General features: G+C 39.5%; 11 protein-coding genes. All 11 read right to left on the bottom strand.

The window, feature by feature from the left end; genetic code table 11:
* Nucleotides 1–136 precede the first annotated feature (136 nt).
* Entirely contained in the window at nt 137–1,405 is a 1,269-nt protein-coding gene (gene murA, locus RDV78_03555; GenBank protein ID MDS1029579.1) for a UDP-N-acetylglucosamine 1-carboxyvinyltransferase, read from the bottom strand.
* Between the two features lie 23 nt (nt 1,406–1,428).
* Entirely contained in the window at nt 1,429–2,337 is a 909-nt protein-coding gene (gene murB / locus RDV78_03550) for a UDP-N-acetylmuramate dehydrogenase (protein MDS1029578.1), read from the bottom strand.
* 22 nt (nt 2,338–2,359) lie between these two features.
* Nucleotides 2,360–3,727, bottom strand: coding sequence for a UDP-N-acetylmuramate--L-alanine ligase (gene murC / locus RDV78_03545; protein MDS1029577.1), 1,368 nt, complete (start codon nt 3,725–3,727; stop codon nt 2,360–2,362).
* A gap of 98 nt (nt 3,728–3,825) precedes the next feature.
* Nucleotides 3,826–4,950: an undecaprenyldiphospho-muramoylpentapeptide beta-N-acetylglucosaminyltransferase gene (gene murG / locus RDV78_03540; GenBank protein ID MDS1029576.1), complete on the bottom strand. Its 1,125-nt coding sequence runs from the start codon at nt 4,948–4,950 to the stop codon at nt 3,826–3,828.
* A gap of 16 nt (nt 4,951–4,966) precedes the next feature.
* Complete coding sequence (gene spoVE / locus RDV78_03535) at nt 4,967–6,067, bottom strand: stage V sporulation protein E (protein ID MDS1029575.1); 1,101 nt, start codon at nt 6,065–6,067, stop codon at nt 4,967–4,969.
* A 34-nt stretch (nt 6,068–6,101) separates the two neighbouring features.
* Nucleotides 6,102–7,469 carry a UDP-N-acetylmuramoyl-L-alanine--D-glutamate ligase gene (murD, locus tag RDV78_03530; GenBank protein ID MDS1029574.1) on the bottom strand — a complete coding sequence of 456 codons (1,368 nt, stop codon included), beginning with the start codon at nt 7,467–7,469 and terminating at the stop codon, nt 6,102–6,104.
* Nucleotides 7,470–7,501: 32 nt separating this feature from the next.
* On the bottom strand, nt 7,502–8,458 hold the full coding sequence (gene mraY / locus RDV78_03525; protein MDS1029573.1) for a phospho-N-acetylmuramoyl-pentapeptide-transferase: 957 nt from the start codon (nt 8,456–8,458) through the stop codon (nt 7,502–7,504).
* On the bottom strand, nt 8,448–9,857 hold the full coding sequence (murF, locus tag RDV78_03520; GenBank protein MDS1029572.1) for a UDP-N-acetylmuramoyl-tripeptide--D-alanyl-D-alanine ligase: 1,410 nt from the start codon (nt 9,855–9,857) through the stop codon (nt 8,448–8,450). Before murF ends, mraY begins: the two co-directional genes overlap by 11 nt.
* A gap of 5 nt (nt 9,858–9,862) precedes the next feature.
* The gene (locus tag RDV78_03515) at nt 9,863–11,341 is read right to left on the bottom strand and encodes a UDP-N-acetylmuramoyl-L-alanyl-D-glutamate--2,6-diaminopimelate ligase (protein MDS1029571.1); all 1,479 of its coding nucleotides are present in this window, start codon (nt 11,339–11,341) and stop codon (nt 9,863–9,865) included.
* Between the two features lie 138 nt (nt 11,342–11,479).
* Nucleotides 11,480–13,639 carry a stage V sporulation protein D gene (locus tag RDV78_03510; GenBank protein ID MDS1029570.1) on the bottom strand — a complete coding sequence of 720 codons (2,160 nt, stop codon included), beginning with the start codon at nt 13,637–13,639 and terminating at the stop codon, nt 11,480–11,482.
* A 56-nt stretch (nt 13,640–13,695) separates the two neighbouring features.
* The gene (locus RDV78_03505) at nt 13,696–14,187 is read right to left on the bottom strand and encodes a cell division protein FtsL (protein ID MDS1029569.1); all 492 of its coding nucleotides are present in this window, start codon (nt 14,185–14,187) and stop codon (nt 13,696–13,698) included.
* Nucleotides 14,188–14,206 lie beyond the last annotated feature (19 nt).

Here is a 14,206-nt window from a genome sequence, read left to right as displayed (position 1 = left end):
ACTTTATCCCTCCAACTTACTAAAAATTACATTTATTGTTTTTATAATTATAACAAACTCTTACAGCCAGTCCAAGACATCTGCGGGTAAATATAATTAATTAGATGAATTAATGCATAAAATTAAGGCAGCTTTTTCAGCTGCCATTTTTTGAATTATTAACTCGGAACAATTTTGCTCCCAAGGCATTATATTTATTTTCAATATTCTCGTAGCCACGGTCAATATGTTCTGCGTTTTCGATAACTGTAGCATCCTCAGCAATCATGCCCGCTAGAATCAAAGCCGCTCCTGCCCTTAAGTCTGTAGCTTCGACAAATGCCCCTGTCAATGAAGGTACTCCTTTAATGATAGCTGCTTTACCTTCAAGTTTTATATCAGCACCCATTCTCCTAAATTCATCGATGTGTTTGAAACGGTTATCAAAAATACTTTCTGATGCAATACAAGTACCATTAGCAATAGTCATTAAGGCCATTAATTGGGGCTGTAAATCCGTTGGGAAACCGGGATAAGGCATTGTTTTAAAATCAACTGCTTGCGGCCTTTTTACAGCCGTAATACGTACAGCCTCGTCATATTTGGTTATTTTTAAGCCAACTTCTTTCAGCTTAGCTATTACAGACTCCAGATGTTCGGGAATAATTTCCTTAACTAATACATCCCCGCCTGTTATAGCCGCTGCAATTAAATGGGTTCCTGCCTCAATCCGATCTGGAATAATGGTATGTTCTATGGAACCTAATTCCTTAACTCCTTCAATCTTAATTATATCTAAACCTGCTCCATTAATTCGTACCCCTAAATTGCTTAAGAAATTTTGCAGATCTACAATTTCCGGTTCCCTAGCTGCATTGCGAATAATAGTTGTTCCTTCAGCAAGACTTGCCGCCATTATTAAGTTTTCAGTAGCGCCAACACTTGGAAAATCCAGTTGAATATCTGCCCCGCGTAAATGCTCTGTCTCTGCTTCTATGAATCCATATTTTTCAGTAACCTTTGCTCCCATTGCCATAAACCCTTTAATATGTAAATCCATAGGGCGGGAACCAATGGCACATCCACCAGGGTAAGATACTTTTATTTTTTTAAACCTACTTAACAAAGAACCCATTACCAAGTTGGAAGCCCTCAGCTGCCGCATAAGGTTTTCCCCAACTTCTTTAGACTCGACATGGCGGGAATCGATGATCATTACTTTATTTTCAAATGTTACTTTTGCCCCCAGGTGTTCCAGCACTTTTTGCATTACTAAAACATCTTTGAGTAGCGGCACATTAAATAATGTGCACGTACCCTTAGTCAGGAGGCTAGCTGCCATAATTGGCAGAACAGCATTTTTAGATCCACTTACGCCTATCTCACCTACTAGCCTATTACCGCCCATGACAATTAGTTTACCCACAGCTTTTCACCCCCAGCTGTCAACTAACCCTCTCCCAATACTTTTATTTCCGTCTGTAGATGTATACCGTACCTTTGATAAACTCTGTCTTTTACTTGGGCTATTAGTTCTAACACGTCTTTGGCACTGGCGTGGTCGTAGTTTACTATAAAATTAGCGTGTTTCTCTGAAACTTGTGCACCACCTTTCTTTAAGCCCTTAGCACCTACTTGTTCAATTAGATACCCTGCAGCATACCCAGGCGGGTTTACAAATGTACTGCCGGCGTTTGGCAGGTTTAAAGGCTGCTTCTTTTTTCTGCTTTCCATGTTCAGCTGCATCACATGGCTGATTTGCTCCTTGTTGCCATGTTTCAGTATAAATTCAGCTTCCAGCACAATATAACCTAAATCTTTAATAGAACTGGAACGGTAAGTAAAATTAGCTTCTTCCCTGTTTAAAGTAAAAACTTTCCCAGTTAAATCCGTAACTTGGATAGACTGAAGCACATTACCTATAGTACTTCCGTATGCACCTGCATTCATGGTCACTGCTCCGCCTACAGTACCTGGAATACCCGCAATGAATTCAAGACCGCTTAAGCTATGCTCTAATGCAACCTTAGCTAAATGTGGCAACAAAACCCCTGCCCCTGCTTTAATTATTTCGCCATTAACATTAAGGCTGTTTAAACCACAAGTTTTTAAAACAATGCCTCGTACACCTTTGTCGAGAACTAAAACATTGGAGCCGTTACCCAGAATATAAAGAGGCAGCTGCTGCTCATTAGAGAATTGTAATACAGCTATGATATCCTCTTTACATTTAGGAAAAATAAGTAAGTCAGCAGGACCTCCAATTCTCCAGGTAGTATGCTTTTTTAAGGGCTCATTTAGCCTGCATTCACCCTTCAACCTTGGTCTAAGCAAACTAGCAGCCTTTTCCCAATCCATCCTTAAACCTCCAAAAAGTCAATTATGCGCCATTAAGTTTTGCCAGTAGTTCGGGGCCGACTGTACAAATATCACCGGCTCCTATGGTCAGGATTAAATCGCCTGGAGAACCATTTTGGCTCAAGTAATCTATAACGTCTTCCCTCGTAGGCAAAAACAAAACATCTTTACCCTGATTTTTCATTTCATTGACAATTAATTGAGCTGACACTCCCACTATTGGCTGTTCACTGGCTGCATAAATATTGGTCACAATAACTTTATCAGCTTCAGCAAAAGAAGTACCAAATTCCTTAAACAGCTGTTTTGTCCTTGTGTACCTATGAGGCTGAAAAACAGCTAACAACCTTTTGGGATTAAGCTGTTTTGCAGCTTGCAGTGTCGCTTTAACCTCTGTAGGATGGTGAGCATAATCATCCACAATATGTATTCCCTGATGTTCTCCTACAGTTTCAAATCTGCGACCGGCTCCGTGAAAACTTTTTAGGTACTGTGCCATTGCTGAAAATTCTATTCCCAATTGATGTCCAACGGCAATTGCCCCTAATGCATTACTTATATTATGGCGGCCAGGAATAAGGAGTTCCAAAATACCTAAAAACTCTTTTTTGTAATAAATTTTGCTTCGAGAAATATTGCCATATTCTATATCCTCAGCTTTATAATCAGGATTCCCTGTTAAACCATATGTTATTGCATTAGGTACATTTCCAGCTATTCTGGCTAATTCAGAGTCATCGGCGCAAAGTACACAAAAGCCCTGCTGAGGAACAAGAGAAATAAATTGTTCGAAAGCCTTGATTATATTCTCCACTGAGCCATAATGATCTAAATGGTCATCTTCAATATTCGTAACAACTGCTACATAAGGATGTAATTTCAAAAAAGATCCATCGCTTTCATCAGCTTCAGCTACTAAGTACTCACCTTTTCCATACTTTGCATTGCTGCCAATATCCAGCACTTTCCCACCAACCGCTACAGTAGGATCAAGGCCATGTTTATAAAAAATAGTCGCTAACATAGAAGTGGTTGTAGTTTTACCGTGAGCTCCAGCCACAGCAATAGTTTTCTGCTTTTCCGTTAATTTAGCCAAAAGCTCTCCTCTATGGATAATTGGAATATGTAGTTCCTGCGCTTTTACTAGTTCGGGGTTATCAGGAGGTATTGCAGTGGATCTAATAACCATTGTTATACCTGGTAAGATGTTCTCTCCACTATGTTCCTGGTAAATCTGCGCTCCTAAATTAGTTAATTCTTTAGTCGTCTTGGATAATTTTTGATCTGAACCAGATACTTTAACTCCTATTTCAAGTAATATCTTGGCCAAGCCGCTCATTCCTGACCCGCCAATTCCAATAAAGTGAGCCCATTCCATTTGCCTCTCCAAGACAATCCTCTCCTTCCCGTATCACTATCTTATTCAATGCTAAATAAAGTGTTACATAGCTTGTCTTAAGACTACTTTATTTTAACAGGCAGCTTTCACTAGCTGCCTGTTAATTCTAAAATTAAAGTTGTAATCTCTTCTAATGCATCTGGTTTTCCTAGTGAGAAACTTGCTTTAGACATTGCTGATCTTTTTTCTTTTCCAACAATTAGATCTAAAATGTTTTGCAGAAGAATTTTTTCGTTTAACTCTTTTTCTAAAATTACTATAGCCGCCCCTTTTTTTTCCAAGGCACGTGCATTATGCTCCTGGTGATTTTCAGAGGCATAAGGATATGGAATTAAAATAGAAGGCAAACCCTTAGCCATCACTTCTGCCAAGAAACTGGCCCCTGATCGGCTAATAACAAAATCAGCAGCAGCCAAAGCATTTTCCATATCATAGATATAGGGTCTAATGGTAATATTGTCATAATCATCCAATTTTATTCCTTGCTGTTTGGCTTCTCCCAGCAGTTGTTCATAGCCTTTTTTGCCCGTTAAATGCAACAAGTTTACAGTTGGTGTTTCTTTAAAAAAGGGATACAGCTTAAAGATAGTTTCGTTTATTTTTTGTGCTCCTTGGCTTCCGCCTACTACCAAAATATTAATTTTGTTCGGATCCATCTGCAGTTTTTTAGCGCCTTGTTCCCGGCTTGTTTCAATAATTTCCCTTCTGATGGGTAATCCAGTGTGATAAAGACTAGCCTTTGTTTTAAAGAAACGAGTACATTCAGGAAATGTGTAACAGATTCTGTCCACAAACCTAGCTAGAAGCTTATTCGTTAAACCAGGGAAAGCATTTTGCTCATGAATAATTGTTGGTATATGTAAAAAATGAGCGGCCATGATAACTGGTCCACAAACATAACCCCCAGTTCCTACTACTACATGAGGTTTAAATTTGCGGATTATCATTGCTGCTTCGCTAAATCCCCTAAATGTTTTTAAAGCAGTCCTGGCTGCCGGCCAGGAAATTTTTCTGGTCAGTCCTTCGGCAGTAATTGCCTTAAATTTAATACCTGCTTTTGTAACAATATCAGCCTCTAATCCTCTTTTGGTGCCAATATAAAAAAACTCAGTTTGGGGGTACTTTGCTTTTATGCCTTGGGCTATAGCCAAGGCAGGATAAATATGCCCCCCTGTTCCTCCACCAGTTAATAATACTTTTATTTTTTTTCCCATTTATTTTTCCCCATCGTCATTTACTTGAACTATAGCGGGAGATATTTAGCAAAATACCTACCGCCGTCATTGTAAAAATTAAAGAACTCCCTCCGTAGCTAATAAAAGGCAATGTTATCCCCGTTACAGGCAGACTTCCAGTGACTACTCCAATATTAATAATAGCTTGCAAAGCAATCATGGATGTAATACCCATTGCCAATAAACTGCCAAAACTATCTGGCGCAGTGACTGCTACCTTAAAGCCACGCCAGATAAAAACAATAAACAACAATAAAATAACTGTTGCACCAATAAAACCTAATTCTTCACCGATAATGGCAAAAATAAAATCTGTATGTTTTTCCGGCAGAAAATACATTTTCTGCCTGCTTTCACCGATGCCAACACCAAATAAGCCTCCGGAACCTAAGGCATACAGAGATTGAATAGTTTGAAAGCCATCTCCAATGGGATCTGCCCAGGGATCCAAAAAAGCTGTAAACCTTGCCATCCGGTAAGGGGCTAAAGCAATAGCCACTCCCACTAAAGCAATACCAACTAGACCAAGTCCCACCAAATGGCTTATTCTCGCCCCGGCAGCAGCCAATAAAAGATACCCCGTACCTGCCACAACTAGAACTGTTCCCAAATCCGGTTGAGCAATAATCAAAGCGCAGATAACCCCAATGATAATAAGTACCGGCGTTACTCCATAGGTAAATGAAGTTATTTGGCTCTGCTTTCTACTCAAAAACTTGCTTAAGAATAAAATCATACCCAATTTAATTGTTTCTGAAGGTTGGAAGGATAGTGACCCTATTCCTAACCAGCGAGTCGCTCCTTTACTGGAGTCACCCATGACTAAAACTAGAAATAACATAATTACACAGAAAATAAAAATTGGATTAGTAATTCTTTTTAAGCGGAAATAATCTATTTTCATAGTTACAACCATAAAAAAAGTCCCTAAAACTGCCCAAACAAATTGTTTTTTTAGAAAATAAAAAGAATCTCCGAGAATATCTTTGGAGGTATAGGAACTGGAACTAAAGACCATGATAATCCCAATAGCTATCAGCAGCATAACAGCTAAGATAATTACAAAATCGGGTTCTAACTTTTTTTTGGCCCGCACCTTATCCCACTTCCTTTAACAATTACTCCCTTTATTAAGCAGTCTGGCCCTTAGCTTCTAATACTAAAGACTTAAAGGTATCTCCGCGATGCTCATAGCTATTAAACATATCAAAGCTAGCGCAGGCAGGAGACAAGAGAACAATTTCACCTGGTTGGGCTAATTCTCTAGCCCTTGCAACTGCCTCGGGGAAAGTTGTAACGCGATGGATTTCTTTGAAACCAGTTTTTTCTACAGCACTCACAATATCGTCAGCTGTCTCACCTAACACTACCAAATGTTTTACCTTTTCTTTTACTTTTTGGGCGAAATCACTAAAATCACTTTTCTTGGAACTACCACCAGCAATTAGTACTAAAGGCTTATCAAAAGCTTCTAAAGCTTTAATTGAAGCATCCGGATTAGTTCCTTTAGAGTCATTAATATAAGTTACCCCATTGATTTCCGTAACTAATTCCAAACGATGTACAACCCCTGGGAAGGTAGTTAAGGTGTATTTTAAGTCCTGAGGCCTCACCCCCATAGCCCAACCTGCTCCTACAGCTGCCAAAGCATTTTCCAAATTGTGTGCTCCAAATATTTTTAAATCTGTAGCACTGCAAATAGGCAGCTCTTGGCCATCTACTCTCAGCACAATTTGCCCATTTTTAACAATTATTCCTTCTTCTAGATTATGCGTCCGACTAAAAAATAATACTCGGCCGAGACACTTTTCAGCTAATTGCCGTAGAATTGGATCTTCGTAATTTAAAATTGTAAAATCTTCTTTCGTTTGGCACTGAAAGATCCGGGATTTTACTTCAGCATAGTTGTCCATGGTACCATGACGATCCAAATGGTCAGGAGTTATATTTGTAATTACTGCAACTTTAGGATGAAAGTCCTTAACCCATTCCAGCTGAAAACTGGAAACCTCTGTCACTACAACGTGCTCAGGAGTTGTTTTTTGCACCTCCTGCATTAAAGGCACCCCGATATTTCCTGCTACAATAACTTTAGCTCCCGCATCCTTAAAGATTTGGCCGATTAATTCAGTTGTAGTTGTTTTTCCATTAGTACCAGTAATTGCAATAATAGCCCCATTATTCAGGTGAGCGGCTAGTTCTATTTCACTCCAGACGGGTATTTGCTCGCTAACTGCTGTCTGCAGAGGAGCAGACTGAGCCGGCACCCCAGGGCTGGTAACAACAAGGTCAAACAAGCCATGTTTTATCTCTGGATACCCTCCCGTGTGAACATGCACCGGCCAGCTTTTCAGAGAAGCTACCGCCTCCATCAGTTCTAGGTCTGACTTTTGGTCGGCGATAGTAACTTTCGCTCCAATGCAGGCTAATGCTTTAGCAGCTGCCAAACCACTTCTAGCCATGCCAATAATGAGAATGTTTTTATCTTTGAAATCCATACTTTTCTACCTTCTTTAATTAAATTTCAACATTATATAAAGTATACTAATGTTCCAAGTGAAGCCATAACTAAGCCAACAATCCAAAAGACCGTGACTACTTTTGTTTCTTTCCAGCCTACAAGTTCAAAGTGGTGGTGAAGAGGACTCATGCGAAATACTCTTTTACCCGTTAATTTAAAAGATATTACCTGAATTATAACAGACAAAGTTTCGAGTACAAATACACCCCCAATTAAGGGTAAAAGGAGCTCTGTTTTGGTTAGAACAGCCAAGGTCCCTACTGCTGCCCCTAAAGCCAGGGAACCAGTATCACCCATAAATACTTTTGCCGGATATTTATTAAAAAATAAAAATCCCAAACAACCACCAGCCAAAGCAAAAGCAAAAATCACCAATTCGGGCTGTTTTTGTTCGTAGGCAATTATTCCTAAGGTTAACGCACTGAACATTGTCAACCCGGAAGCAAGCCCATCCAGTCCATCCGTTAAATTAACAGCATTGGTAGAAGCAACTAAAACTAAAATTACGAACAAAGGATAAAATAAACCTAAATCCCAACTTAAGTCCGTTCCTGGCAGTCCAATTGCCGTACCCCTATTTAACAAACAAACGGCTGCAAAGCCCAAAAACAAGCCTAATAGAACTTGACCGACTAATTTATATCTAGCTTTTAAGCCCAAAGGTCTTCGTAAAAAAACTTTTAAAAAATCATCAGCAAAACCAATAAGGCCGTAGCCCAAAAAGACAATTATTAGCAAATATGTTTCTTTACTTTGCTCAGCAAAGATCAGCATGCAGATTGTTACTGCCAAAATAAACATAATCCCCCCCATTGTGGGAGTACCAGCTTTTTTAAGATGGCGCTGAGGACCATCATCCCGCACCATTTGACCAAATTTCAAATAACGAAGAAATGGTATTAATAATGGCCCTATTAATAAACAAATAAGTGCAGCAAACCCAAAAAACCAAAAATTATAGCCCATTCTTACCTACCTCGTCGCAATTAATGACATACTCAACAATTTCCTCCATTTTTAATGCCCTGGACCCTTTAACTAGGGCCATGTAGCCAGGTGCTAGAAGATCAGCTAAACATTTTTTTGCTTCAGCCGTATCCTGGCAAATCTTAATTCTTTCTTCAGCCATGCCTGCCATCAAAGCTCCTTGAGCAATATATTTACCGAGAGAGCCAACAGTCAAAAGGTAATCTATCTTTAAACCAGCCACATGTCGGCCAACTGCAGCGTGACCTTCCTCAGCTATACAGCCTAGTTCTCTCATTTCTCCTAGAACAGCAATATTTTTTTGGCTTTTTTCAGCTAAAATATTTAGCGATGCTTTCATAGAATCAGGGTTAGCATTATAAGTATCATTAATAATCATACTACCCCTCAAACCTGGTTCGAAGGAAAGACGCATGGCACTAAGCTGAACCTTAGCTAAGCCAGCAGCAATTTCCTCTAGGGTTAATCCCAACTGCCATCCCACACCTGCCGCAGCTAAAGCATTTAAAACATTATGTTCACCAGGTAAAGGCAGTTTAACTTCAGTCTCCTGCTGTTCTATTTGTAAAGTAAATTCAGTTCCAGCAGCTGTATTTTTTATATTTACTCCTCGGACATCAGCTTTTTCCGTAAATCCATAAAAGTAAACTCGACCCCGGCAGCGGCTTTTGAGGCTTTGAGACCATTGATCCTCTGCATTGAGAAAACAAAAACCTTGCGGCTCAATAAAATCCAAAATTTCACCTTTTGCTTTGGCAATATTTTCAACAGATCCTAAAAGCTCCATGTGAGTAACACCAATGTTGGTTATAATAGCAGCCTTGGGCAAAGCAATCTCACATAAGGAAGCAATTTGTCCTAAGCCCCTCATGCCCATTTCCAATACTGCAGCTTGATGCTCTTCGTTGAGCTGCAATAGGGTTTTAGGCAGCCCTATTTCATTATTGAAGTTGCCTTCTGTTTTTAAAACACGTAATTTAACCTTTAGGACACTAGCCAACAAATCTTTTGTTGTTGTTTTGCCATTGGAACCAGTAATGGCGACTACAGGTATATTATATTTTAACCGATGGTTTCTGGCTAAACTTTGTAAGGCTTGTAAAGTATCTTTTACAATTATCACGCATCTCTTTTGATTTGCTAAACCGGCTAGTTCTTGCTTCGATACAACTACTGCTACAGCCCCTTTTGTCCAAGCTTGTTGAACAAAATCATGTCCATCAAAGGATTCCCCCTGTAAAGCAAAATAAATTGCCCCTGGCTCAAGGGTTCGTGTATCTGTTGAAATATTACTTATTTCTTGCTTAATATCGCCGCCGTATAAACGGCCATCTATCCATTGTGCAATTTCTTCTAATTTGCCAAACAACAAATTCACCAACTTTACCTGCTAGAATTTAAGCATTCTTTTGCAATCTGTACATCGTCAAAAGGGAAAATATCTTTCCCTATAATTTGGTATTTTTCATGGCCTTTGCCTGCAATAACTACAATATCACCTCTTTTTGCTTCCTGTAAAGCAGCAGCTATAGCTGCTTTCCTATCTGCAACCACTGCGTAAACTCCCTTACTTATCTTCTGTAAGCCCGGCACAATATCAGCAATAATTGCCTCCGGATTTTCTGTCCTTGGATTGTCGGAAGTAACAAAACAAAAATCACTTAACTCTGCTGCTTTTTCTCCCATTAAAGGTCTTTTAGAACGGTCCCGATCTCCTCCGCAGCCAAAGACTGTTATTACCCTGCCTTGAGTAACTTGTTTTGCCGTCTTCAAAACATTTTCCAGACCATCGGGAGTATGAGCATAGTCCACCACCACGGCAAAATCCTGGCCGCAGTCTACCAGTTCAAATCTACCCGGAACGCCTGTCATCTGTTCCACAGCAGTTTTTACTACTTCAGGAGAAATACCTTCTTCCAAACCAACAGTACAAGCTGCCAAGGAATTATAAACGCTAAACCAACCAGTCATTTTTAAATTAAGGTCTAGAGACCCAAAGGGACCCTCAAGGGTATAGGAAACTCCTGTTAACCTGACTTGAATATCTTTTGCCCGGTACATAGCTCCTGCAGAAAGTCCATAGGAAACAACAGGTACTCTAGTAATTTCCTCTAAAGCTTTATAATGAGGGTCATCATAATTTAAAACAGCGTATTTAGGCCTTTGTTTGGCACCAGGTTTTAAACTTGCAAATAGTTTAGATTTAGCCTGAAAATAGTTCTCAAAACTTAAATGAAAATCCAAGTGATCCTGGGTAAGGTTTGTGAAAACAGCTATGTCAAATTCGCTGCCAGCAACACGTCCCAATTCTAAAGCATGGGATGATACTTCCATAACAGCATAATTAACTTTTTCAGCTTCCATTTGGGAAAAAAGCTGCTGTAAATCAGAAGCTTCCGGTGTTGTATGGATACTTGGCAGCACTTGGTCTTCAACTAAGTTAGCAATGGTTCCCAATAAACCAACCTTATACCCATTTTGTCTTAGTATTGCCCTTACTAAATAGGTAATTGATGTTTTGCCATTGGTACCTGTAACACCAATTAAGTTTAAATGTGTGGATGGATCATGGTAAAAGGCACAAGCTAACTTGGCAAGAGCCTGCCTAGTGTTAGGAGTTATTACTAAAGTAATTCCCTCTGGTACGGTAACTTCTTTTTCAGCTACAATCACAACTGCTCCCTTTTGTACTGCGTTGGCAATATATTTATGCCCATCAGTATTAAAACCATTAATACAGACAAAAGCTCCGTCCCGCTGAACCAATCTAGAATCGTAGTAGATACCGGATACAATTAAATCTGAATTTCCTCGAACTACCGCTTCCGGCAATGCCTGTAACAAATCTTTAAAATGTCGCAAAATATGTCACCTCAATTGTAGTAAACCTGGATAGGTAAACCTATTTCCAGTATTATTTCCCAACTGTAATTATGTATCCTTTCACCAAAACACCCAGGTCAGGAGGACATAGTCGCTCTAACACTGGGTGTCATTATTTTAAGGACTTATTGTCTCATCAGCTGCAGGTGTTTCTTGAAATTTAACTTTTATTTTCGTACCTTTTGTTACCAGAGTTGAAGGTTTCGGCTCTTGTAATACTGCTTCACCGCTGCCTTCAGGCACCATTTCCAGGCCCAATGCTTCAAGGAGCTGGGCAGTTTCAACAATTCGCAATCCCGTTAAATCGGGAACTGTGATCTTGCCATTTTCAGTCTGTTGTTGAGACGTATATAAAAGAACCTTGGTGCCAACTTTAACTTTCGCATTTCCTTGGGGAACTTGTTTGCCTACATACGAACCGTTACCCTGTACTACTGGGGTAAATCCTAAGGTTTTTAATGCTTTTTCAGCTTGAGCTGTAGACATACCCTTAAGTTCCGGTACTCGTACTAGTTTTTGGTTCTCAGTTTCGTTTTCTTCTTGCTCTTGACTAGCATCGTACTGAGGAGCAACGTTTAAATAACGCAAGCTATCTTCTACAACTCTTTTAAAAACCGGAGCAGCTACCTGTCCTCCATAATACACTCCTTTAGGCTCATCAACAACTACCAAACAAACTAAACGCGGGTCGTTAACAGGGGCAATTCCAATAAAAGAAGCTACAAATTTTCCTTGCATGTAACCGCCAGGGCCAGGCTTTTGAGCAGTACCTGTTTTTCCCCCTACCCGGTAACCGGGAATATAAGCATTACGTCCTGTACCTTTACTAACAACGCCTTCTAAAATGCCTGTCAATTTTTTCGCAGTTTGTTCAGACACTACTTGTTTCTCAACCTGAGGCTCAACGGTTTTTATTAAATTTCCATCCTTACCTCTTATTTCTTTGACCAGACGAGGTTTCATTAATTTACCACCGTTAGCTACTGCTGATACAGCTCTAACTAGCTGCAATGGAGTTACGGAAATAGATTGACCCATGGAAATAGTAGCAACGTCAATGGACTTCAAACGGCTAGGAGGGATCATAATCCCTTTTGCTTCTCCCCGAAGCTCAATATTTGTTTTCTTACCAAATCCAAAAGCCTTTAGATAATCATAGAGAAGGCCTTTAGATTTTTCTTCCATTCTTAAGCCTAATTCAACAAAAACAGGGTTGCAGGAGTTTTCTACTCCTTCCACAAAACTTTCGCTGCCATGAGGTCGATACCATCTCCAGCACTTTATAGTCTCTTTGCCAACTGTTGCATAACCCCGACAGTAAAAACTATCGTTTTCATGAACAACCCCTTCTTCTAAAGCGGAAGCAGCTGTTATAATTTTAAAAGTGGATCCAGGTTCATAAGAGTTGGAAATTGCTATATCTCTCCAATTTTCCACAGGGTAATCTTTGTAATTATTGGGGTTGTAAGTAGGTCTGCTGCCCAGCGCCAGTATACTGCCTGTTTTGGGGTCCATTATAACAATGGTGGCACTTTTGGCCTGTTTCTCAGCCATTACCTTATCTAATTCCCGTTCTACAATATATTGGATAGTTTCATCGATTGTTAAAACTAAATTATGTCCATCAACAGGGTTAATATATTTATGCACTGCTTCGGGAATAGTTCTTCCTGCTGCATCAAACTCAACAACTATTTTTCCAGGAACTCCTCTTAGCTCCTGATCATATGTAACTTCCAAACCTTCAAGCCCCTGATTGTCTATTCCCGCAAAGCCAAGAATATGGGCTGCAAGATTTCCATTAGGATAATAACGCTGGCTTTCCTCATACACTTCTATGCCCGGCAAATCCATTTTCTTAATTTTCGGACCTGCAGAAAAGCCAATCTTGCGCTTAATCCAAATAAAAGAAGTTTGTTTAGTTATTGCCCTATAAACTTTCTCCTCAGGAATTCCTAGGACTCCAGCAAGTTTTTGCGCAATTTCTTTCGTAATTCCCGGCTGCTTTTTTTCCGCACTTTTGATTTCTGTTGGAAAGGCACCAACAGAATCTGTGCTAATGCTAACTGCCAGTTCCTTACCCTTAGTATCGTAGATGATACCCCTTTTGGCCTCAACAGGTACATCCCTCAGCCTATTGTCTAGTGCTTTTTTACTTAATTCTTCTCCTCGCACAAATTGCAGCCAACCAATACGTAAAATAAGGAAAAAAAGAATACCGGCCAGTAGTAAAAACAGCCTAGCTATTCTTTTTCTGATTATCACATTCGTATTCATTGTTTTCCCCCTAAGCTATTGCTGGATGTCTTTCCTCGGCTGCTAAAACTAAAAAGCTATAGCTCTGAAGCTTCCACTGATCTAGTAAAAATTGAAGAGATTTTGGAATAAATTTTAGCAATGTTATTTTGTGGAGCTTTTTTCTGCTGATTAGACTTTTTTGGTTCTCCTGCTTCTTCCGTAATGTGTAAATTACCATCTGTAGGCAATATTTCTACGTCTCCAAATTCCGGTTCGATCATTCCTAACTTATTAACTGCAACTTTTTCCACATGTTCTAAGGAGCCAATTTGGTCTATTTCTAATTTTAGCCTTTCGTTAGCAGTTTGCAAAGACTTTATTTCCTTTTTTAATTTGATAATTTGATGGCCTTTCTGCGTAAAAAGCGCCACACGAGAAGCCAAGAACAAACCAACAACAAACGAAGCAAGAACTAAAACTATAATCAAAACTTTCGCTGCAGCAGGAATTCTTTTGGATTTTCGCGCTTTTGGCACATTAACAATAGGTTTATAATCATAATGGTTCTTTTCCGGAACTACTAACAAACTATTCAACCTCCTTAAA

The sequence above is a fragment of the Bacillota bacterium LX-D genome (assembly GCA_031628995.1).
Classification (GTDB): domain Bacteria; phylum Bacillota; class DUOV01; order DUOV01; family Zhaonellaceae; genus JAVLUO01.
The sequence above is the reverse complement of the archived record's forward strand: the minus strand, read 5'-3'. Positions and strand labels throughout refer to the sequence as shown.

Excerpts from the sequence above, each read along its gene's own strand:
- murB (MDS1029578.1), bottom strand. The coding sequence starts at position 2,337 with ATGGATTGGGAAAAGGCTGCTAGTTTGCTTAGACCAAGGTTGAAGGGT.
- murG (MDS1029576.1), bottom strand. The coding sequence starts at position 4,950 with ATGGGAAAAAAAATAAAAGTATTATTAACTGGTGGAGGAACAGGGGGG.
- murD (MDS1029574.1), bottom strand. The coding sequence starts at position 7,469 with ATGGATTTCAAAGATAAAAACATTCTCATTATTGGCATGGCTAGAAGT.
- mraY (MDS1029573.1), bottom strand. The coding sequence starts at position 8,458 with ATGGGCTATAATTTTTGGTTTTTTGGGTTTGCTGCACTTATTTGTTTA.
- RDV78_03510 (MDS1029570.1), bottom strand. The coding sequence starts at position 13,639 with ATGAATACGAATGTGATAATCAGAAAAAGAATAGCTAGGCTGTTTTTA.